Source organism: Polynucleobacter sp. AP-Elch-400A-B2 (genome assembly GCF_018688355.1).
Classification (GTDB): Bacteria; Pseudomonadota; Gammaproteobacteria; order Burkholderiales; family Burkholderiaceae; genus Polynucleobacter.
Map to the genome: position 1 here is coordinate 1,977,459 of NZ_CP061317.1, position 21,445 is coordinate 1,998,903.

18 protein-coding genes are annotated in these 21,445 nt (G+C 46.7%); 6 read left to right on the top strand and 12 right to left on the bottom strand.

The window, feature by feature from the left end; all coding sequences use genetic code 11:
- Positions 1–31 precede the first annotated feature (31 nt).
- Positions 32–1,759 (bottom strand): arginine--tRNA ligase, encoded by a 1,728-nt coding sequence (gene argS / locus FD977_RS10185; protein WP_215305497.1) that lies wholly within the window; start codon positions 1,757–1,759, stop codon positions 32–34.
- A gap of 35 nt (positions 1,760–1,794) precedes the next feature.
- Between argS and FD977_RS10190 the strand changes: the two genes are divergently transcribed.
- Positions 1,795–2,112, top strand: a complete 318-nt coding sequence (locus tag FD977_RS10190; RefSeq protein ID WP_215305498.1) for a DUF1840 domain-containing protein — start codon at positions 1,795–1,797, stop codon at positions 2,110–2,112.
- A gap of 30 nt (positions 2,113–2,142) precedes the next feature.
- Here FD977_RS10190 and metH read toward each other — a convergent pair whose 3' ends face one another.
- Together metH and FD977_RS10200 are read right to left on the bottom strand one after the other, a co-directional pair.
- Positions 2,143–4,890, bottom strand: coding sequence for a methionine synthase (gene metH, locus FD977_RS10195; protein WP_215305499.1), 2,748 nt, complete (start codon positions 4,888–4,890; stop codon positions 2,143–2,145).
- Positions 4,887–5,951 (bottom strand): homocysteine S-methyltransferase family protein, encoded by a 1,065-nt coding sequence (locus FD977_RS10200; protein ID WP_215305500.1) that lies wholly within the window; start codon positions 5,949–5,951, stop codon positions 4,887–4,889. Before FD977_RS10200 ends, metH begins: the two co-directional genes overlap by 4 nt.
- Before the next feature lie 78 nt (positions 5,952–6,029).
- On the opposite strand from FD977_RS10200, the gene FD977_RS10205 reads away from it, so the two are divergent.
- Positions 6,030–6,479: a PhaM family polyhydroxyalkanoate granule multifunctional regulatory protein gene (locus tag FD977_RS10205; RefSeq protein ID WP_215305501.1), complete on the top strand. Its 450-nt coding sequence runs from the start codon at positions 6,030–6,032 to the stop codon at positions 6,477–6,479.
- Here FD977_RS10205 and FD977_RS10210 read toward each other — a convergent pair.
- Entirely contained in the window at positions 6,391–7,476 is a 1,086-nt protein-coding gene (locus FD977_RS10210) for an MBL fold metallo-hydrolase (protein WP_215305502.1), read from the bottom strand. The genes FD977_RS10205 and FD977_RS10210 overlap by 89 nt on opposite strands.
- On the opposite strand from FD977_RS10210, the gene FD977_RS10215 reads away from it, so the two are divergent.
- Positions 7,439–7,675, top strand: a complete 237-nt coding sequence (locus tag FD977_RS10215) for a DUF1289 domain-containing protein (protein ID WP_251369485.1) — start codon at positions 7,439–7,441, stop codon at positions 7,673–7,675. The genes FD977_RS10210 and FD977_RS10215 overlap by 38 nt on opposite strands.
- A gap of 21 nt (positions 7,676–7,696) precedes the next feature.
- Here the strand turns inward: FD977_RS10215 and FD977_RS10220 are convergent, their stop codons facing one another.
- A complete protein-coding gene (locus FD977_RS10220) occupies positions 7,697–8,680 on the bottom strand; it encodes an MDR family oxidoreductase (RefSeq protein ID WP_215305504.1) in 984 nt (327 codons plus the stop codon).
- A gap of 87 nt (positions 8,681–8,767) precedes the next feature.
- Here FD977_RS10220 and FD977_RS10225 point away from each other — a divergent pair, with 87 nt between their 5' ends.
- The 3 genes from FD977_RS10225 to FD977_RS10235 are packed head-to-tail and all read left to right on the top strand — an operon-like array spanning position 8,768 to position 10,247.
- Positions 8,768–9,052 carry a hypothetical protein gene (locus FD977_RS10225; RefSeq protein ID WP_215305505.1) on the top strand — a complete coding sequence of 95 codons (285 nt, stop codon included), beginning with the start codon at positions 8,768–8,770 and terminating at the stop codon, positions 9,050–9,052.
- A gap of 18 nt (positions 9,053–9,070) precedes the next feature.
- Complete coding sequence (locus tag FD977_RS10230; protein ID WP_251369486.1) at positions 9,071–9,562, top strand: flavin reductase family protein; 492 nt, start codon at positions 9,071–9,073, stop codon at positions 9,560–9,562.
- Between the two features lie 22 nt (positions 9,563–9,584).
- Positions 9,585–10,247 (top strand): glutathione S-transferase family protein, encoded by a 663-nt coding sequence (locus tag FD977_RS10235; protein WP_215305506.1) that lies wholly within the window; start codon positions 9,585–9,587, stop codon positions 10,245–10,247.
- Positions 10,248–10,315: 68 nt separating this feature from the next.
- Here FD977_RS10235 and FD977_RS10240 read toward each other — a convergent pair whose 3' ends face one another.
- The 7 genes from FD977_RS10240 to ttcA all read right to left on the bottom strand — a co-directional run bounded on the left by FD977_RS10240 (position 10,316) and on the right by ttcA (position 21,435).
- Positions 10,316–13,351, bottom strand: coding sequence for an efflux RND transporter permease subunit (locus FD977_RS10240; protein ID WP_215305507.1), 3,036 nt, complete (start codon positions 13,349–13,351; stop codon positions 10,316–10,318).
- Between the two features lie 7 nt (positions 13,352–13,358).
- Positions 13,359–14,498, bottom strand: a complete 1,140-nt coding sequence (locus FD977_RS10245) for an efflux RND transporter periplasmic adaptor subunit (protein ID WP_215307131.1) — start codon at positions 14,496–14,498, stop codon at positions 13,359–13,361.
- A 169-nt stretch (positions 14,499–14,667) separates the two neighbouring features.
- Positions 14,668–16,203, bottom strand: a complete 1,536-nt coding sequence (locus FD977_RS10250) for an efflux transporter outer membrane subunit (protein ID WP_215305508.1) — start codon at positions 16,201–16,203, stop codon at positions 14,668–14,670.
- Between the two features lie 145 nt (positions 16,204–16,348).
- On the bottom strand, positions 16,349–17,212 hold the full coding sequence (locus FD977_RS10255; RefSeq protein ID WP_215305509.1) for a pirin family protein: 864 nt from the start codon (positions 17,210–17,212) through the stop codon (positions 16,349–16,351).
- A 10-nt stretch (positions 17,213–17,222) separates the two neighbouring features.
- A complete protein-coding gene (gene glmS / locus FD977_RS10260) occupies positions 17,223–19,055 on the bottom strand; it encodes a glutamine--fructose-6-phosphate transaminase (isomerizing) (protein ID WP_215305510.1) in 1,833 nt (610 codons plus the stop codon).
- Positions 19,055–20,530 carry a bifunctional UDP-N-acetylglucosamine diphosphorylase/glucosamine-1-phosphate N-acetyltransferase GlmU gene (glmU, locus tag FD977_RS10265; RefSeq protein WP_215305511.1) on the bottom strand — a complete coding sequence of 492 codons (1,476 nt, stop codon included), beginning with the start codon at positions 20,528–20,530 and terminating at the stop codon, positions 19,055–19,057. Before glmU ends, glmS begins: the two co-directional genes overlap by 1 nt.
- Entirely contained in the window at positions 20,527–21,435 is a 909-nt protein-coding gene (gene ttcA, locus FD977_RS10270; protein WP_215305512.1) for a tRNA 2-thiocytidine(32) synthetase TtcA, read from the bottom strand. The genes glmU and ttcA overlap by 4 nt, the downstream gene beginning before the upstream one ends.
- Positions 21,436–21,445: the final 10 nt, after the last annotated feature.

Sequence of the window (21,445 nt, forward strand, 5' to 3'; positions counted from 1 at the left end):
TTACTTCTTGAGCACTAGCAATTGTTGTAGCTTACATCTTAGCGGGTGCTGATACACCTAATACTTTTAATCCATTTTCAAGTACTTGGCGCGTCGCTTGGAGCAAAGCAAGGCGTGCCAATTTCAATGCAGGATCATCCACCAGAACGCGATCCGCGTTGTAGAAGGTATGAAAGTCGCCCGCTAAATCACGCAAGTAGAAAGCTAAAGCATGTGGCGCCAAATCTGCAGCCGCATCTGTCAGCATTTCTGGATATTCAGCTAAGCGACGCAATACGTGATCGGAAGCTTTACTTTGCAGTAAAGAGAGATCCGCACCATTGAGGTCGGACACTTTTCCACCCCATTGGGTCAGAATTGAACAAATCCGCGCGTGGGCATATTGCACATAGAATACGGGATTCTCATCATTTTGCTGTAATGCTAAATCAATATCGAAGACAAACTCTGTATCGGCCTTGCGGGAGATGAGGAAGAAACGTACAGCATCTCTGCCACGCTGTAATGCCAGCTCTCGCTCATCAGCAGTCATCTCTGGCGTAACACCGCCAGACCACTCAACTAAGTCACGCACAGTCACGTAAGAGCCGGCACGTTTAGAAATTTTGACTTCTTCGCCATGGCGCATCACTGTCACCATCTTGTGTAACACATAGTCGGGGTAGGTTTTGGGAATATCCCAACCACGCTTCTGTGCCACGCCCTGCAAGCCCGAACGAACTCGGGCGATAGTGCCATGGTGATCGCTCCCTTGGACGTTGATCACTTTTTCAAAACCACGATTCCATTTACTGGTGTGATAAGCAACATCAGGCACAAAGTAGGTAAAGCTGCCATCAGACTTACGCATAACGCGATCTTTATCATCACCATCATCCGTTGTCTTGAGCCAGAGAGCGCCCTCAGACTCATAGGTCTTGCCAATGCTCTGCAGCTCTTCGACAATTTTTGTAACACTACCATCGGTATATAAGGAAGACTCTAGGTAATAACAATCAAACTTCACACCAAATGTTTTTAAATCAATATCTTGTTCATTGCGTAGATACGCAACGGCAAATTGCCGAATCGCCTCAAGATCATCTTTGTATTCAGGTGAATCCTTAAAAGCAGTCGCAATCTCCGCAATGTATTCACCGTTATAAGCACTATCTGGCCAAGCAGCATCACCTGGTTTAAGTCCGTTTAATCGAGCTTGCACTGAGAGCGCCAAGTTTGCGATCTGGACTCCAGCATCGTTGTAATAAAACTCGCGGTGTACCTTAATGCCCTGAGTTGCCAATAGATTTGCTAGGGCATCGCCTAGCGCAGCTTGACGACCATGACCCACATGCAGCGGGCCAGTAGGATTAGCAGATACAAACTCAATCATGGCACTAGCAACTGGGGCTAACTCTGGTGTTAACTGACCAAACTGAGATCCTGAGGTGAGGACTTCTTGCACCACAGCAGTTTTAGCGATATTGCTCAGGCGAAAATTAATAAAGCCAGGCCCTGCAATTTCGCAGGAGGCAATGAGGTCGCTATAGCCAGGCTGCTGCTCTAAGCGCTCAACCAGCGCCTGCGCTAATTCCCTGGGATTTAACTTCCAAGCCTTGGATATCTGAAGCGCAATATTGCAAGCGACATCTCCATGGTCTACAGCCTTAGGGCGCTCTAGGCGAGGCGCTGGGGCATCGCCCAAACCACGCTCCTGGGCAAGGCCCTGAAGGGCCGCACTGAGCATTTCAATTAAACGATTTTTATTAGTTAACAACATAGATAAGTGAGTTTATCAGGTGGTAAGCTACTGAAATGATCTATCAATTTCGCTCCAAAGCGGGTCCTGACGTCATCATGCTGGCGGACCTCACCCAGAGAATCTTTGAAATTTTGGGCCGCCCATTAGAGCTCAGAGGAATTTTGACGGTGGAGCAACTACCAAGCCTCATCGTCTCCTTAGAAACCGCCATTCTCAAAGACTTTGAAGGGCGGGCTAAAAGTAATGCGACGGATCAAGAAAATAGTGAAAAACCGAAACTTGCCGATAGGCTAGGACAGCGTGCCTACCCTTTCCTAGAGCTGATGAAACAGGCCAAAGCCAAAGATGAACCGGTGATGTGGGGCGTTTAAACGCCGCACCCCACTCCACCCAAATCCAATTTAGTCTATCGAGCTTGCTAACTGGCGACGAATGTCTTCAACGGACTCATTACGACGCTTAGCAAGATCTTCAATCTGGTCTACTGACAACTTACCCACATTGAAATAACGTGCATCTGGATGTGCCAGATAAAAACCGCTGACACTGGAAGCTGGGTTCATGGCCATTGACTCGGTTAAGGTCATGCCAATATCTTCAGAACCGATGACGCGCAATAAATCTTTTTTCACTTCATGTGCGGGGCAAGCTGGATAACCTGGCGCTGGACGAATACCACGATATTCTTCATTAATCATTTGATCGTTCGTTAATACCTCATCAGTCGCATAAGCCCAGAGATCGGTACGAACACGGTGATGCATCAACTCTGCAAATGCTTCTGCCAAGCGATCGGCTAAAGATTGCAACATGATTGCGCTGTAGTCATCATGCTTAGCATGGAACTCAGCCACTTTTTTCTCAACCCCATGGCCAGTCGTCACAGCAAAGCAGCCTAGGTAATCAGCCACATGAGAATCTTTTGGCGCCACATAATCTGCTAAGCAACGATTAGGTCGACGAACGCCATCAACTACCGGACGCTCAGCCTGCTGACGCAAGTTATGCCAAACAAATAAGGGATGCACGCGAGATTCATCGCTATACAAGACGATGTCATCACCTACCGTATTTGCTGGATAGAAAGCCACTACAGCATCGGCCTGCAACCACTGACCTTTGATTAATTTATCTAAGAGCGCCTGGCCGTCTTCAAAGACTTTACGAGCCTCTACGCCAACGATTTCATCATCCAAGATTGCTGGAAACTTACCAGCCAAATCCCAAGTTTGAAAAAATGGCGTCCAGTCAATGTATTTAGCAATATCACCGAGAGAGAAATTCTTGAAAACGCGACGCCCAATAAACTTGGGCTTCTCAGGCACATAATGAACCCAATCAATCAGCTCGCGATTCTTACGTGCAGCTTCTAATGAGATAGTTGGAGACGCTTTTTTATTAGCATGCTGCTCACGAATACGTACGTAATCATCGCGCAGATCCTGAATAAATTTCTTGGCGCTTTCATCTGATAACAGACTTGATGCTACTGACACAGAGCGGGATGCATCAGGCACATAGACTACCGGCCCATCGTAATGCGGTGCAATCTTAACTGCGGTATGCACGCGAGAGGTGGTTGCACCACCAATCATCAATGGAATTTGACGCTCACGGAAATAGTCATCACGCTGCATCTCTTGAGCAACGTAAGTCATTTCTTCTAAGGATGGGGTGATCAAACCAGATAGGCCAACAATATCTGCCTTTTCTTCTTTAGCACGCTTCAAAATTTCTGAGCAGGGCACCATCACACCCATATTGGCGACTTCAAAGTTATTACATTGCAACACTACCGTCACAATATTTTTACCAATGTCGTGCACGTCACCTTTAACGGTGGCCATCACAATCTTGCCTTTGGCTTTTGCTTCGCCACCAGAGGCAATATGTTGACGCTTCTCTTCCTCAATATAAGGAATCAAAATGGCTACCGCTTGCTTCATCACGCGTGCACTCTTGACCACTTGAGGTAGAAACATCTTACCGGCGCCAAATAAGTCGCCGACGACATTCATACCATCCATCAGAGGACCTTCAATCACCTCAATCGGACGACCACCTCCACCCATAATTTGAGCGCGCAGCTCTTCAGTATCACCTTCAATAAAGGTAGTGATTCCATGTACTAAAGCATGGGTTAAACGATCACGCACCGGGGCTTCACGCCACACCAGGTTTTCTACTTGCTTTGCGCCGCCGCCTTTAAATTGGTCGGCAATATCCAGCAAGCGCTCAGTTGGAGTCTTACCGTCTTTTTCTTTAAAGCGATTAAGAACCACATCCTCAACACGCTCACGTAATTCAGGGTCTAAGTCTGCATAGACGCCGAGCTGTCCTGCATTAACAATACCCATGTCCATGCCAGCCTGAATGGCGTGATACAGGAACACCGTATGAATGGCTTCACGCACGCGATCGTTGCCGCGGAACGAGAAGCTGACATTGGAGACGCCGCCACTGACTTTCGCGCCCGGAAGATTTTCTTTAATCCAGCGAGTGGCATTAATAAAATCTACTGCATAGTTATCATGCTCTTCAATACCAGTGGCAATTGCAAAGATATTGGGATCAAAAATAATGTCTTCTGCTGGAAAGCCAAGCTCATTAACGAGAATTTGATAACAGCGCTGACAAATTTCTGTCTTACGCTTGAATGTGTCTGCTTGACCTACCTCGTCAAATGCCATCACTACAGATGCAGCGCCGTAACGACGAATCAAACGGGCTTGTTTTCTGAAAGGCTCTTCGCCCTCTTTGAGTGAAATCGAGTTCACAATCGGCTTACCCTGAATGCACTTCAAGCCTGCCTCAATTACGCTCCATTTAGAGGAGTCAATCATGATCGGTACACGAGCAATATCTGGCTCTGAAGCAATCAAATTCAAGAAGCGCGTCATCGCCGCTTCAGAATCTAACATCGCCTCATCCATATTGATGTCAATCACTTGAGCGCCATTTTCAACTTGCTGCCTTGCAACTACCAAAGCTTCATCAAATTGATTATTCAAAATCATGCGCGCAAAGGCTTTGGAGCCCGTTACGTTAGTACGTTCGCCAATGTTTACAAAGCGGATATCGGCTGTAACGTTAAAAGGCTCTAAGCCTGAAAGCTTCATTGGCGGCATTACTTTTGCAGTCTTACTCATGCTAACAGCTCCGCACTCTCACGATAGAAGGGTCGCGGCTTACGCTGCGCAACTGCATTAGCGATTGCACGAATATGATCTGGCGTAGTTCCACAGCAACCACCTACTAGATTGACCAAACCATCTTTTGCAAAACCATCAACCAAACTAGAAGTAATATCCGGAGTCTCATCAAAGCCCGTGTCACTCATTGGGTTGGGCAGACCTGCATTGGGATAGCAAGATACTGCAACATCGCAGATGCGAGATAGCTCAGCTATATAAGGGCGCATCAATGCAGCACCTAAGGCGCAGTTCAAGCCAAAGGTGAGTGGTTTAATGTGGCGCAAGCTGTTCCAAAATGCTTCCACTGTTTGGCCAGATAAAATTCGACCAGAAGCATCCGTGACCGTACCTGAAATCATCACCGGCAAACGCTCTCCTGTTTCTTCAAAGAACTCATCCAATGCAAACAATGCAGCCTTAGCATTTAGTGTGTCAAAAATAGTTTCAACTAAAAATAAATCAACACCGCCCTCAAAGAGACCTTCAATCTGCTCTCGATAGGAAGCTCGCAATGCATCAAACGTCACATTACGCGCACCGGGATCATTTACATCCGGAGAAATACTTGCGGTCTTTGGTGTAGGTCCAATTGCACCAGCTGCAAAACGTGGCTTATCTGGCGTAGAGTATTTTTCACAGGCAGCACGCGCCAATTGAGCGGAGATCACATTCATCTCACGGGCCAAATGAGCCATCTTGTAATCCTCTTGCGCAACTGAAGTAGCGCCAAAGGTATTAGTCTCAATAATGTCTGCACCGGCATCTAAATACTGTTCATGAATCTTGCTGATAATTTGAGCTTGGGTCAGCACCAAGAGTTCGTTATTACCTTTGATATCGCCTGGATGACTCTCAAAGCGTTTGCTGCTTGGTAATCCACGGTAATCCGCCTCACTCAGCTTGTATTGCTGAATCATGGTGCCCATGGCGCCATCCAAAATCAGAATGCGCTGCTTTAGTAGCTCGGGAAGTGCCTGACCGCGGGTATAGGGCTGGGATAAACCATTAGATTGCATTGCGTAACCGGGATTAATCTCTAGAATCCTCTATTGTATTGGCAATAAGCCACTTTTATCTGACCCGGAGCTACCCCTATGTTTGGAACTATCCCAGAATTCAATCAAAGCCTTGAAATGATGAAAACCATGTGGGGTCAGGGAGTGGGTGGGCAAACGCCAGGTCAATTCCCTTTCACCACAGATACCTCTAAGGCTGCCGGAGGCTTTGGCTCAGCATTTCCAGGCCTGGATACCGAAGAGCTTGAAAAGCGCATCAAAGACCTGAAAAGTGTTGAAAACTGGCTTAACCTCAACCTCAATATTTTAAAGTCCACCATTCAGGGGCTAGAAGTACAGCACGCCACTATGATGGCGCTCAAGTCCTTTGGAGATGCTGTTTCAGCAAGCGCTACTTCCGCTACTGGTGAGGCTTCTAAAGACTCGGGAACGAAAGCCGCTAAACCACGCAAAACCGCAACACGCCGTCGTCGCAAAGCTGGCGATGCAACTTTCCTCGACGAAGTAGGTAATTCAGATGAGCAATAGCCTCGCCCATAGCAAATGTCATTTGGTGAATATCTAGTTCACGCCTAAATAAAACCGGCACTATCTCACGAGCAGTCGCCGGTTTTTCACATGCTCCCATTGTTTCTGCCAAGCGCTCATCATGGTGTGCTTTTAACTGACCAATCCGCGGCTTCATTCCTGTGAAGGGCTTGCCATGAGATGGCAGCACTAGAGTGTCATCGGGTAAGGGCAGATATCGATCCAAAGAGCTCAAATACAGGCCCAAGGGATCTGCATCTGGATCTGCATCGTAAACACTGACATTGGTAGAGATGCGCGGCAAGAGCATGTCTCCAGAAATCAACACTCCTAAATCTTTACAGAATAATGAAGCATGCTCAGGTGCATGACCAAATCCCATAATCACTTGCCACTCATGTCCACCAATCAGAATCATTTCACCATCAATGATGCGGCGATATTGTCGTGGCACGCCCGGAACCATATTGCTATAGTAGTTGGAGCGCGCCCGAATTTTTTCTAAGTCTTCTGGTGCAGTCAAACCATGTTTCTGAAAGTGATCAGCAGACCCACCGCCACCAGCACGTGCACCAACTGCAGCACCACCCTCTTGATGGCTAAGCCATTGCGCAGTTAAATAATCTGTCATAGAGATCCAGAGTGGTACTTGCCACTTCTCACAGAGCCATTGAGAGAGTCCCACATGGTCTGGATGCATATGGGTCACAATCACCCTTAGCACCGGCAAGCCCTCTAACTGAGTGGCAAAAATCTGATCCCAAGCCACTTTTGTCTCGTCATTAGCAATGCCGCAATCCACAATAGTCCAGCCCTGAACGCCTTCAAACTCATCACGCAACAGCCATAGGTTGATGTGGTCCAAAGCAAACGGTAGGCGCATCCGCAACCAGCGTACACCGGGTGCTACCTCCATTGAACCACCCACTTCCGGCAAAGCATCCGCTAGGGGATAATGAATGGAACTCAGATCGCTGGATTGGTTTTTAGTATTCATTTGTTTTTATTTTAGGTTTGCCTTGACAATAGCTCCATCACCTTGCATCAACTGGTGCGACATCAACCCTGACAATGGTTTTTGCCGTGGTTGCTATCGCACGCTCCCTGAGATTGCAGACTGGTCCAAACTTTCCAATTCGAACAAGCTTGAGGTTTTGGAAAAACTACAAGCACGAAAACCTCAAGTTATTCAGTAAGCGCCGTTAACTACCAATCGTTTATTTATTGACATCCACGATTAAACGACCGCGTACATTGCCAGCCATCAGCTCTGCAGCGTACTTTATAGAATCTTCTAAATTAATTTCGTGAGAGATCTCTTCCAAAGTTTTAAGATCAACCAGCTTACTTAACTGCTCGTAAGCAGCAATACGTTTTGCTTTTGGGACTGTCACACTGTTAACACCATACAAAGTTACGCCACGCAAAATGAATGGTGCAACCGTCGATGGAAAATCCATGCCTTGAGCTAATCCGCAAGCAGCAACTGCACCATCGCTTTTGGTTTGTGCACAGGCATTAGCTAATGTATGGCTACCCACGCTGTCGACCACTGCAGCCCAACGCTCTTTTGCCAAAGGCTTACCAGGGGCTGACAGTACGGCGCGATCAATCACTTCACTTGCACCTAATTTCTTTAAATAATCAGCCTCGGACATTCTTCCTGTACTGGCTACAACGGTGAACCCCAGCTTGCTCAAAAGCGTAATCGCAAAGCTACCAACTCCACCTGCGGCCCCAGTCACCAATACTTCGCCATCGCTAGGCTTTAGGCCATGCTTTTGTAAGGCCATCACGCACAGCATTGCGGTGTAGCCAGCAGTACCAATAGCTAAGGCTTGCTTTGCAGTAAAGCCCTTAGGCAAGGGAATGAGCCACTCTGACTTCACACGCGCTTGCTGCGCTAAACCACCCCAATGCCCCTCGCCAACACCCCAGCCATTGAGCAGCACCATATCACCAACCTTAAATTCTGGGCTAGCACTCTCTAAGACCTCGCCTGCAAAATCAATCCCGGGAACCATCGGAAAGCTGCGAACCACTGGACCTTTGCCGGTAATGGCTAAGCCATCTTTGTAGTTGAGTGTGGAGTAGAGCACCTTCACCCTGACATCGCCCTCAGGCAAGCTAGCCTCATCGACTTGAGCAAGCTCAGCCCGATAACCTTGATCATCTTTATTTACCAAAATAGCCTTAAACATGCCTCTTCCTTTTAAAAGCGCTGCATTCTCCACAGCAAATACGTAATGGGTTTATCCTAACGAGCATTGCTAATTATGGAGGTTTCCATGAAAAAAATTCTACTATTAACTACAACTTGTGGTCTAGCACTGATTGGCTGCTCATCGAGCCAGATTAATATGTCTATGGGCAATATGCGCCTGATCACCTCTAGCGCATCGCCTCAAGGTGTAATGGATTTTGCCAGCACAACTTGTAAGAATGACTTTTACCAAGGTGCAAGCTTTCTTTCTAAGGCTGGTGCGGAATATCGCTTTAAATGTGTAAAGGCTGAAGAAAACGAAATTCTGACACCTATTCCAGGCACTACCATTCCGGCTGCAACGAAGTAAGCCCCTAAATAAGTAAGCATGATGACCCCATTTACCTCCCAAGAGCTCCGCAAGGGATTCTCTTCCTTTGCAACCGGGGTCACAGTGATTACTTGCCTAGATGCGGAACAGCATGCTCATGGCATCACTATCAGCTCTTTTAATACTGTTTCCTTAGAGCCACCGCTAATTTTGTGGAGCCTGAAGAAACATTCGCGCTTGATGCCCAATTTTGAAGTGAGTCACAAACAGTTAATTCATGTACTAGAACGCTCACAAGAAGCGATGGCGATGCACTTTGCTACCGTGAAAGAAAATCAATTCGCCAGCATCCCTCATAAAATTGCAGCAAGTGGACTTACTCAAATTGAGGGATGCGCTGCTTACTTTGAATGCGAGACTGTATCAGTGCACACCGGCGGCGACCATAACATCATCGTCGCCAAAGTCCTCAACCTAAAGCACGCCCCAGATAGTCACCCACTCATATTTGCGCATAGCAAGTTTATGGGTCTAGATTCATCACTTTAAAAATACTCGAATAGGAATTGAAATGATGCGTTTATGGGGAAGAAAAAGTTCTATCAATGTGCAAAAGGTATTGTGGTGTTTTGCAGAGCTGGGGCTAGAAGAAGGTAAAGATTTTGAGCGTATTGACGCTGGCCTTCATTTTGGGAAAAATCGTACACCTGAATTTCTAGCACTCAACCCTAATGGCTTAGTGCCAACCTTAGAAGACGGCAATCTTGTACTCTGGGAATCCAATACGATCTTGCGCTATCTTCGCAGCCAATACGATCCGTCAAAACATTTTCCGGCTGACATTGCCGCCCAATATCAATCTGAGAAGTGGATGGATTGGCAAGTAGGGACTATGTGGCCAGCATTACGTATCGCCTTTTTAGGGCTAACTCGTACACCTGAAAACGAACGAAACAAGGAAGCAATTCTCAAGGCCTATCAAGATAGTAATGCACTATTTTCCTTACTAGATCAGCAGCTGGCAAGCCAGAACTATTGCTCAGGAAACTCTTTCAATATCGGGGATATTCCACTGGCACTTTGTGTAAGCCGTTGGATTTTATTGAATCAAACTTTTCCAGATCAAACCGGACTGCGCCCTTCGTTACAGAATATTGATGCATGGATGCAGCGTATTGAAACGGGAACTAAGTACAGCGTAGTTGCTGAAAAAGAACTGAATATTGTGAAGTAAGGTAATGGCTCAATTAGAAAAGGGTGAACTAAGTTCACCCTTTTTTGTTTGCTTACTTGAGGAATATATTACTGCTGCTTAAATTTCTTCTGATGGTGATCTGCGCCAATAAATAAGTACATCGCCGGCACTACAAAGAGCGTAAACAGCGTACCAATTGATAAGCCAGTAAAGATCACAATACCCATCGAGTGACGGCCTGCAGCGCCTGCACCGGAGGCAATTACTAGAGGTACTACGCCCAATACCATCGCGGCAGTCGTCATTAAGATCGGACGTAAACGTACGCTACTAGCTTCTACGATAGCGTCCAACTTACTGCGACCAGCTTCTTGCAACTCATTAGCGAATTCCACAATCAAAATACCGTGCTTACTAATCAGCCCCATTAACGTAACCAGTCCGACTTGGGTATACACATTTAAGGTTGTGAATCCCAAATTAATAAAGATCAGCGCTCCGAATAAAGCGAGTGGCACTGAAACTAAAATGACGATGGGGTCGCGGAAGCTTTCAAACTGTGCAGCCAAGACCAAGAACACAATTAAGATCGCAAAGAACATGGTCACCAAGAAACCACCCGACTCTGCCATGAACTGACGGGACGGGCCAGCGTAATCCATGTTGTAACCGTTAGGCGCAACCTCTTTCAAAGTTTGACGCATAAACTCCAGCAAATCTGCTTGAGAAATAAATGGTGTACTTACACCAAATATGGTTGCCGAGTTGAGCTGCTGAAAGTGATTAATTGACTGCGGCACTACTCTTTGCTTAATGGTTGCGATAGTACGAGCCTGAATCATCTGTCCACTAGGAGTACGTATGTAGTAGTCGAGGATTTGGTCTGGATTTAAGCGGTCTACTTGCTTCACTTGCGGTATGACACGATAAGAGCGCCCAGCAACAGAAAAGTAATTAACGTAGCCGCCACCCAAGGCGGCTGATAGCGCACTGCCAACCTGCTGCTGAGTCATACCCAGTGCAGCTACTTTTTCACGATCAATCTCTAAAACATCTTGAGGTTTATCAATCTTCAAATCAGAATCTACGAAAAAGAAGTTGCCGCTACGACGCGCCTTATCCAAAACTGCTTGGGATACCTCATTCAACAATTCGTAAGACTCGGTAGTATTAATCACCACTTGAACCGGCAAGCCCTGTGCACCAGGCAAAGCTGGAAACTGGAAAGCGGCTACGCGAGCACCGGCGATCGAATTCCACTTACTCTGCATATCTTCTTGGAACTTAGTAGCGTTGCGACTGCGTTGATCCCAATCTTTAAGCAAGACACCGCCAAAGCTGCTCGTTGGACTGGTAATCTGGAACATCTGCTCATACTCGGGCTCCGCTGCTGATATTTGGTAAATCTGATCAGCGTAAGTCTGCATCTGATTGACTGTACTGTTAGGTGGCCCCGAAGCCTGCATCAACACAATGCCCTGGTCTTCTGTTGGCGCTAATTCAGAACGTGCAGTGGAGTAAAGATAAGCCACACCACCGAGCAAAATGACGCCCATCACAATAATGACCTGCCAAGTGCTCAAGAGCTCACGCAAAGTGATTTGATAACTATGGTGAACTTTTTCAAAAATACGGTCAATCTTTTGAACAAACGCTGAAGCCTCTTGTTCTTCAGTAAAGATACGTGAACACATCATCGGAGAAAGCGTCAGAGCAATTAATCCGGATACCGCCACCGCACTCGCTAAGGTAAAGGCAAACTCGGTAAAGAGTGCGCCTGTTAAACCACCCTGAAATCCAATCGGAATATACACAGCGATCAGCACAATGGTCATGGCCAAAATAGGGCCGCCCAACTCACGCGCAGCAATTAAAGAGGCCTCCAATGGAGACTTGCCTTCTTTCATATGGCGGTCTACGTTCTCGACCACAATAATGGCATCATCGACCACCAAGCCAATTGCTAAGACCAGAGCAAGTAGTGTCAGCAGATTAATGGAGTAACCCAAGACTTGCATTAAAAAGAATGTACCAATCAAAGAAAGTGGCATCGCAATCACCGGTACTGCAACTGCGCGTGCACTACCTAAGAAAAGGTAGATTACTACCGTCACAATTAACAGCGCTTCTAATAATGTAGCCACTACTTCATCAATCGAGGTGGTAATGAACTTAGTAGAGTCATACACCACCTTCCCGGACATGCCGGTTGGCAGCTGCTTCTGAATCTCTGGCACAGCGGCACGAACCCGCGCCGCCACATCGAGCAAGTTGGCCTGTGGTGCCACCTTGATCGCGATGAATACCGACCTCTTGCCGCTAAATGCGACGTTGGTGTTGTAATCCTCGGAGCCCATAGTCACACTAGCTACTTGATCCAAATAGACAATATTGATGCCGTCTTTTTTAATCACCAACTTGCGGAACTCATCAAGCGTGTGCAAATCAGTACCCGCCACCAAGTCCACTGCGACCATGTCGCCTTTAGTGCTGCCAACTGCTGATAAGTAGTTATTCGCTGCCATGGCGCTATAGACATCATCCGCGCCGACACCAAGGCCAGCCATCTTCTCGCGATCGAGCCAAGCGCGCAGAGCAAACTTTCTACCACCGGTAATTTCTGCGTTCTGGACGCCGTCTATAGAATCTAGTTTTGGCTTGACTACCCGTAACAAGTAATCAGTAATCGCATTGTTTGGAATATCTTCACTATAAAAACCCATGTACATGGCCGCAGTCGATTGACCAATTTGTACGGTCAATACAGGCTGCTGAGCTTGCGGTGGCAGTTGATTCTTGACCGAGCTAATTTGGGTTTGGATCTGCGTCAATGCCGCATTGGAGTCGTAGTTCAGCTTGAGGGTGGCAGTAATTGTCGATAGACCGCTCACACTGGTCGAGGACAAATAGTCGATGCCTTGGGACTGGGCAATCGCCGTCTCTAATGGCTGTGTAATAAACCCTGCAATCGTCTCGGGATCCGCGCCATAGTAGGCCGTTGCAATCGTCACAATGGCATTTTGGGTTTGCGGGTATTGATTCACTGGTAGGGATCCCACCGCCTTCAAACCAAACACCAGGACGAGTGCGCTCACCACCAGTGAAAGCACTGGTCTACGAATGAATATGTCAGTCCAATTCATTTAGGACTTATTCCTGCGGCTGTGGGTTAGGTGAATTCGCTGGCACCACCTTGTTATTCACAATCAGCGGTGTTCCATTCTTCAACTTGAGTTGGCCGCTAGTGACAACTGTTGCGCCCTCATTAACCCCTTTGAGAATCGCTACCTGATCTCCGCGTGTCGGCCCAGTAGTTACAAAGACTTGTTGAGCCTCCAGCGCTGGTTTGCCCTGCTTATCCTTTTTACCAGTTGGCTTAGCAATAAAGACTGTTGAGCCATACGGGTTATAGGTCACGGCCGTCTGCGGCAAAGTTAGCATCTTCACCTGATCACCTAATTTGATATTCACATTAGCAAACATGCCCGGTAAGATTTTTTTATCTGGGTTGGCTAACTGAGCCTCAATCTGAATATTACGTGTATTGGTATCAACCTTCGGGCTGACGGCGGTGATCTTGCCAGTAAAGCTTGCATCCTTGAATGCATCAGTCGTCACCACAATTTCTTGGCCAACTTGAATTTGTTCGGCATTACTTTGTGGGAGATTGAAATCCACAAAAATCGGATCCAAGGTTTGGAGTGTCAGCAACTTATCGCCCGGGTTAACAAACTGACCAGGGTTAATCATCACAATACCAACACGCCCACTAAAGGGAGCCTTCAAGTTCTTCTTGGCTACCAGAGCAGTTTGCTGCTCTACCTGTGCCTGCTTAGACTTGGCATCTGCTTTGCTAGTATCGAATACGTTCTTACTAATCGCCTGAATCTCCAGCTGCTGTCTATCTCGTTCATTAATGACTTTAGCCAAATCTGCCATTGCTTTTAAAGAATTAAGTTGAGCGACATCGGATGCGTCATTTAACTTAATAAGTAACTCACCTTCTTTAACATCCATCCCGGATTTAATAGGTACGGTTTGCACTAAGCCACCAATTTCAGTGCTGAGTTCTACACCTCTAAATGCACGGACATTACCAACACTTGATAATTTAGGTTGCCATGCTGACGTTTCTACGACCATTGTGGAGACCGATGCTGGTGGCAAGCCCATGCCCCCAATGAAATACTTAATCATGGCGGTCTTGAGTTGATTAAATCCAAAAATCAAACCTAGCAACAAAAATACACCGCACAACATTATGGTCATACGACGACCCAAAGGAGTCATAGACTGCAACTTTGCGTTGATCTTGCTGCGCATGAAGCGTTCGCGCAAACGCACCCAAAATCCTTTTATCTTTACCCAAAGTGTAATGAGCCTCTCGCGAAGTTTCCACTCGATCGCCTTCGAACATATCCAAGCCCACAAGGCAAGCCCTGCTGTAGTTACTTTAGTTTTAATTGTTTCCAGAAGTTTCATTTTGATCTTTGTTCGCTATGGCTTTTGGTTGAAAGGCTGGGCCGGTGCGATTCCACCAACCACCACCCAATGCTGCAAATAATGCCGCTGTATCTGAGAACCGGGTTGCTTGCGCAGAAACCGATTTGACTTTAGCAATTTGATATTGATTTTGGTAATAAAGAACAGCCAAGTAGCTAGCAGTGCCTAGCTTGTATTGCTGCTGCACCAAATCCAAAGTTTCATAAGCGTAGCGTTCGGCATCCGATGCAGACTTTAATGCTTGAGCGCCAGTTTCTAAAGCACGTAAGGAGTCAGCCACTTCTTGAAAAGCCTTGAGCACAGTAGCTTGATATTGAAAAACTGCTTGTTCGTAATTGGCCATCGCACCACGGCGTTGTGCCAATAACTGTCCACCCTGAAAGAGTGGCTGAAAGATGCCACCAGCAATAGACCATAGGGCTGCATTCGGCCCAAATAAGGCTGAGCTTGTTAATGCTGCGGAGCCAACAGCGCCCGTAATATTAAATTGTGGCAATAAATTGGCAGTAGCAACACCTACTAAAGCATTGGTCGCCTTAAGTTGCGCCTCTGCTGCACGCACGTCTGGTCGCTGACGTACTAAGCTCGATGGTACTGAGAGCGGTAGCTTCTCTGGTAAATGCAAAGACTTCAAATCAAACTTGGTGATGTTGGCATTACTAGGTAAGTCACCCACTAACACTGCCAACTGATTACGCGCAAATGAAAGATTGCGTTCATAAGTAAATAAATCGACTTGTGAGTTAGAGACCAAAGTTCTTTGTGAGGTCACATCCACTCGTGAGACTGTACCAATTGCTAATTGCTTTTCTGTTACTTCAGCTAAATTCGTTTGCGCCTTCAGGATTTCTTCAGTAGCCTGCATCTGTGAACGCAAAGCCGCTTCTCGTACTGCACCGGTAACGATATTGGCCGTCAAAGAAAGATAGGCGCCTTCTAGCTGAAACTGAGCAATTTCCTCTTTTGCTCTAGCGCTTTCAACTGCACGACGTGCACCACCAAAGACATCTAACTTATATGTGACATTTACAGAAGCGTTATAGAGGTTGTAAGTATCGGATCCAAAAGGCAAGCCATAAATTGCGGTAGGTTGTAATTGCCGAGTAGCACCGCCATTTAAACCGAAGGCTGGAAAATACTGTCCACCAATTTGGGCGTTGACATTTTCTTGGCTCGCACGAAGCGCAGCATCAGCCGCACCTAAATTGGGGTTTTGCTGCAGGGCCTTTTTGATGAGGACATCTAATTCAGGAGACTTAAACAACTCCCACCACTGAGCCTCAATATCGGCACCCTCAATAAACTCTTGAGCTGTGCCCCCTGGAACTCCTGGCGCCGTAGCTAGCGTCTGAGAAAGGGTAGTTTCGGTATACCTAGATGTATTCGGAGCATCAGGTTGCTTGAAGTCTGGGCCTACCGCGCATGCAGAAAGAAATCCCGCAAAAATAAGCGGAAGCGAACGCAAGCAAGAGAATTCTTTGAAGCCGAGCATGAAGTGTGACAAACATCCTTTTCTATAGCAGATATTTGAACACACTTTTCTAAACCAGTCTGTGTAACACCTTGATTTAAATAATGAATTTTGTACACAGCTAAACACAGAAGTCAAACGGATTTTTTATACCCCTGGCATCTTTTTAGTGGGCAATTCTTCCAAAACTCCCGCTATTGAAATCCTGCATTGCCTGAGCAATCTCTTCTTTGGTATTCATAACAAATGGTCCATAGCCAACGATAGGCTCATCGATAGGTTCGCCGCTCAGTAGCAGGGCAATAGAGTCCTCCAGCACATTCACTTCAATATCCTGACCTTCATTGCTAAACATCAACATCTGAGCATCCTTGGCTACTACCTCCTCACCCGCTTCAATAGCACCCTTAAGTACGACTAGAGATGTATTCCAACCCTCAGGCACTGGAATACTTGTGGAACCCTTCCTCAACTTCAGGTCAATCACCTGCATAGGGGTGAATGTACGAGCAGGGCCTTGATTGCCATCTAACTCTCCAGCGATGATGCGGGCTTGCCCAGAACCATCCTTCAAGTCAATCGTAGGAATTTGTTTATCTAGAATGGCCTGATAACCTGGCTTGGTCATTTTAAGTTTGGCCGGTAAATTGACCCACAACTGCACCATATTCAGAGTTCCGCCATTTTTGGCAAAGCCTTCAGAATGAAACTCTTCATGCAAGATGCCCGAGCCGGCAGTCATCCACTGCACATCGCCAGGGCCAATGATGCCTCCCTCACCGGTGGAATCCTTATGTGCTACTTCACCCTCGTAAACGATCGTGACAGTTTCAAAACCGCGATGGGGATGTGAGCCTACGCCCTTTCGTTCTGTTGTTTGGGGGAACACCGCTGGACCTGCATAGTCCAGCATCAAGAATGGGCTCATCTGCTTTCCCAGGTCTTGATAGAAGAACAAGGTTCGCACAGGAAAGCCATCGCCAACCCAGTGACCCTGATCATTGCCTTGAATGCCGATTACTTTTTTCATGCTCTTGGGATTACTCCACCGTAACTGACTTTGCTAAGTTACGAGGCTTATCTACATCAGTGCCTAGGGCGCAAGCTGTGTGGTACGCCAAGAGTTGTAGCGGAACTACATGCAAGATTGGTGAAAGATTGCCGTAGTGCTCAGGCAAACGAATCACATTGATACCTTCACTACTAGTGATCTCGGTATCTTGGTCAGCAAAGACATACAGCTTGCCACCGCGGGCTTTGACTTCCTGCATATTGGATTTGAGCTTTTCCAATAAGTCATCCTTAGGCGCTACGGTGACCACTGGCATCTTGTCAGTAACTAGCGCTAAGGGTCCGTGCTTTAACTCACCCGCTGGATAGGCTTCAGCATGAATATACGAAATCTCTTTTAACTTGAGAGCACCTTCAAGAGCAATTGGGTAGTGCATGCCGCGCCCTAGAAATAAAGCGTTCTCGCACTTAGCAAATGCTGCGCTCCAAGCAATGATCTGTGGCTCAAGCGCTAGTACGGCATGCAATGCTTTTGGAAGGTGGCGCAAGTCACGTAAGAGCTCTTTCTCTCGTTCGGGACTTACTTTTCCTGCGCGCTTAGCTAATGAAACAGCCAATAGATAAAGGGCAACTAGCTGAGTAGTAAATGCTTTAGTAGAAGCTACACCAATCTCAGTGCCAGCCTTGGTTAAGAAATTCCAATTCGTTTCACGAACCATGGCACTACTCGCTACATTACAAATCGCCAAGGTGTATTGATGCCCTAAAGACTGTGCATGGCGCAAAGCTGCCAAAGTATCGGCCGTCTCACCAGACTGAGAAACCACTACAATTAATGTGTTGGGATTTGGTACGGTTGTGCGGTAGCGATATTCACTTGCGATCTCCACTTGCGTTGGAATGCCGGCCAAATCCTCTAACCAGTATTTAGCAACACAGGCAGAGTAGTAGCTGGTGCCGCAAGCTAAGATCAAAATTTGATCAAACTTTTTCCACTGTTCGGGATCGGCATGAAAGAGTTCTGGACCAAAGCTAGCGATATTGGCAAGTGTGTCGCCAATAGCTCTAGGTTGCTCAAAAATCTCTTTTTGCATGTAGTGCTGATAAGGTCCTAGAGCTACTGAGTCAGCCTGAGCGGGCATCGGCTTTTGCTCTCGCTGCGCCGTCTTTCCTGCCTGATCAATGATCTCAATACTCTCTGCTTTGAGAACAGCAACATCGCCCTCCTCTAAATACATCATGGATTGCGCTCGACCAGCAAGTGCTAAAGCATCAGAAGCGAGGAAATTTTCTTTCTCGCCAAGGGCTACGACCAAAGGTGAACCTACTCGCGCCCCCACCAAAACATCTGGACGATCTTGTGCAATCACGCCAATCGCATAAGCGCCATGAAGTCGCGGCAATACTGCACGGACTGAAGCGACTAAATCTACCTGCTTACTGAACACATAAGCTTGATGAATTAAATGCGCAATCACTTCAGTATCCGTTTCTGAAGTAAATACATAACCCGCAGATTTCAGCTCAGTGCGTAGTGATTCGTAGTTTTCAATAATGCCGTTATGAACAACAGCAATCAATCCACCAGAAATATGGGGATGTGCATTTTGTGTATCAGGCCTACCATGCGTTGCCCAGCGAGTATGCGCAATACCTAAAGTGCCATGAAATTCTTTACCCTGCTCGGCTAACTCAGAGACACGAGCAGTGGTGCGTGCACGTTCAATCGGGTGCTTGGCATCATCACCATTAATTACAGCAAATCCACAAGAATCATAGCCGCGGTATTCAAGGCGACGTAGGCCTTCAATTAAGACTTCAACAATATTTTTATGTGATGCTGCGCCAACAATTCCGCACATTATTTTTTAGCCTTCACGGATTTTTTTGTAGCTAACTTCTTTGCAGCTGCTTTCTTTACCACGGCATTCTTTTCCTTCTTTACTGGGCGCTGCCATTGCAAAGAAATTTGCTTAGCTCGTGACACAGTCAACTGATTTGGAGGTGCATCTTTAGTCAGGGTTGTACCCGCACCCAGGGTAGCGCCACGGCCTACGCGTACTGGGGCAACCAGCTGAGTATCAGAGCCAATGAAGACATCGTCCTCAATAATCGTTTGGTGTTTATTGACACCATCGTAGTTGCAAGTAATCGTACCGGCGCCAATATTAACTCTAGAACCTACGATCGAATCACCCACATAGGCCAGGTGATTGGCCTTGCTATTTGCAGCGATTTTGCTGTTCTTCACTTCTACAAAGTTGCCAATATGTACATCGTTAGACAAATCTGCGCCAGGACGCAAACGAGCATAGGGTCCGATCAGTGAGCTAGCGCCAACTTTTGCACCGTCTATATGACTGTATGGGTGAATTGTGACATTCTTACCAATCACACTATTGCGAACAATGCAGTACGGACCCACTTTTGTGCCCGTAGCCAAAGTGACACAGCCCTCAAATACACAACCAACATCAATAAAGACATCCGTACCGCACTCTAGCGTTCCGCGAATATCAATCCGCGATGGATCTGCCAAAGAAACGCCAGCATCCATTAAGACATTCGCTTGGTTGAGTTGATGTACTCGCTCTAATGCTGCCAACTGATCGCGACTGTTAACGCCAACAGTTTCATATTCAGCATCAGCTTGTGCAGTACGAATAGGCACACCATCTTTGACTGCCATGGCAATCACATCAGTTAAATAGTATTCGCCTTGGGCATTGCTAGCACGCAAAGACTTCAACCATTTCTTGAGTGAGTTGGTTGGCAGCACCATGATGCCGGTATTGATTTCTTGAAGGCGCCTTTGCGCAGGTGTTGCATCTTTTTCTTCAACGATCTCTTTTACGGAGCCATCAACATCTCGCAGGATGCGACCGTAGCCTGTTGGATTGTTCAGGTTTTGGGTTAGCAGTGCCAATGCAGAATCTTGGCCACGCACACCATCAGCCAATTTGGCTAATTTTGAGAGCGTCTTTTTGCTTGTGAGAGGCACATCACCATAGAGAACCAAAGTAGGTTCATTCACGTCCAGCTTAGGCAGGGCTTGCAATAAAGCATGGCCTGTTCCTTTTTGCTCAGCTTGTAAGGCAGTGGCTACTTTGCCAAAACGAGAATCTTGCTCACTAGCGGTTTGGAGGAACTGCTTTACATCGACAGCGCCATGACCAACAACGACGATAGGGTCTGTTTTAGAACTTTTACCTTGTAGGTCTAAAGCCGTATTCAAAACATGCTGGAGAAGGGGTTTCCCCGCCAAGGTTTGAAGAACCTTGGGTAATGCGGACTTCATCCGCCCTCCCTGCCCAGCAGCTAAAATAACGATGTTCATAAAGAGGGATTATAAGACCCCTGAATCAGCGTGCCACAGGCTATTTCATCAATTTCTGTCTCGTCAATTGCCTTATCGCCGGCAGATCTTGCGGCAATGCCCAATAGTTCTGTAGAAATCTCTAAATTCTTGAAATCAAAGGCCTCTCCATCCATCAAATGGGAAGGCACGATGTGATGCATTGAGCGAAAGAGATTCTCAACACGCCCAGGGTGCTTTTTCTCCCAATCGCGCAACATTTCTTTCATGGCACCACGCTGCAAATTGGGCTGACTGCCGCACAGATTGCACGGAATAATTGGAAAGTTCATGTCTACCGCATAACGCTCCAGTAACTTTTCTGGAACGTAAGCTAGAGGGCGAATGACAATGTGCTTACCGTCATCCGATCGCAACTTTGGAGGCATGCCTTTAAGCTTGCCAGCAAAGAACATATTGAGCATTAATGTTTCCAGGATGTCATCACGATGATGGCCTAAGGCAATCTTAGAAGCGCCTAACTCATCTGCTACACGATACAAAATGCCACGACGTAGTCGAGAGCAAAGTCCACAAGTCGTTTTACCTTCTGGAATGACGCGTTTAACAATGCTATAAGTATCTTGATTTTCAATGTGGTAGTGAACACCTAAAGCTTTTAAATAATTCGGCAAAATCTCCGCCGGAAAGCCTGGTTGCTTTTGATCTAAGTTGACAGCAATAATTTCAAAATCAATTGGGGCACGTTCACGTAACTTCAAAAGAATATCGAGCATGGCATAACTATCTTTGCCGCCCGATAAACACACCATCACTTTATCGCCATCTTCGATCATGCCAAAGTCGCCAATCGCTTGGCCAACTAAACGACATAGCTTTTTCTCAAGTTTATTTTCTTCTAAGACGACTTTACGGATATCACTCATGGCTACTAAA

Coding starts and splice junctions, on each gene's coding strand:
- glmU (WP_215305511.1), bottom strand. CDS start 20,530: ATGAACATCGTTATTTTAGCTGCTGGGCAGGGAGGGCGGATGAAGTCC.
- argS (WP_215305497.1), bottom strand. CDS start 1,759: ATGTTGTTAACTAATAAAAATCGTTTAATTGAAATGCTCAGTGCGGCC.
- ttcA (WP_215305512.1), bottom strand. CDS start 21,435: ATGAGTGATATCCGTAAAGTCGTCTTAGAAGAAAATAAACTTGAGAAA.
- FD977_RS10190 (WP_215305498.1), top strand. CDS start 1,795: ATGATCTATCAATTTCGCTCCAAAGCGGGTCCTGACGTCATCATGCTG.
- FD977_RS10255 (WP_215305509.1), bottom strand. CDS start 17,212: ATGAAAAAAGTAATCGGCATTCAAGGCAATGATCAGGGTCACTGGGTT.
- FD977_RS10205 (WP_215305501.1), top strand. CDS start 6,030: ATGTTTGGAACTATCCCAGAATTCAATCAAAGCCTTGAAATGATGAAA.
- FD977_RS10210 (WP_215305502.1), bottom strand. CDS start 7,476: ATGAATACTAAAAACCAATCCAGCGATCTGAGTTCCATTCATTATCCC.
- FD977_RS10250 (WP_215305508.1), bottom strand. CDS start 16,203: ATGCTCGGCTTCAAAGAATTCTCTTGCTTGCGTTCGCTTCCGCTTATT.
- FD977_RS10200 (WP_215305500.1), bottom strand. CDS start 5,951: ATGCAATCTAATGGTTTATCCCAGCCCTATACCCGCGGTCAGGCACTT.
- FD977_RS10245 (WP_215307131.1), bottom strand. CDS start 14,498: ATGACTCCTTTGGGTCGTCGTATGACCATAATGTTGTGCGGTGTATTT.
- glmS (WP_215305510.1), bottom strand. CDS start 19,055: ATGTGCGGAATTGTTGGCGCAGCATCACATAAAAATATTGTTGAAGTC.
- FD977_RS10235 (WP_215305506.1), top strand. CDS start 9,585: ATGATGCGTTTATGGGGAAGAAAAAGTTCTATCAATGTGCAAAAGGTA.
- metH (WP_215305499.1), bottom strand. CDS start 4,890: ATGAGTAAGACTGCAAAAGTAATGCCGCCAATGAAGCTTTCAGGCTTA.
- FD977_RS10225 (WP_215305505.1), top strand. CDS start 8,768: ATGAAAAAAATTCTACTATTAACTACAACTTGTGGTCTAGCACTGATT.
- FD977_RS10220 (WP_215305504.1), bottom strand. CDS start 8,680: ATGTTTAAGGCTATTTTGGTAAATAAAGATGATCAAGGTTATCGGGCT.
- FD977_RS10230 (WP_251369486.1), top strand. CDS start 9,071: ATGATGACCCCATTTACCTCCCAAGAGCTCCGCAAGGGATTCTCTTCC.
- FD977_RS10240 (WP_215305507.1), bottom strand. CDS start 13,351: ATGAATTGGACTGACATATTCATTCGTAGACCAGTGCTTTCACTGGTG.
- FD977_RS10215 (WP_251369485.1), top strand. CDS start 7,439: ATGGAACTCAGATCGCTGGATTGGTTTTTAGTATTCATTTGTTTTTAT.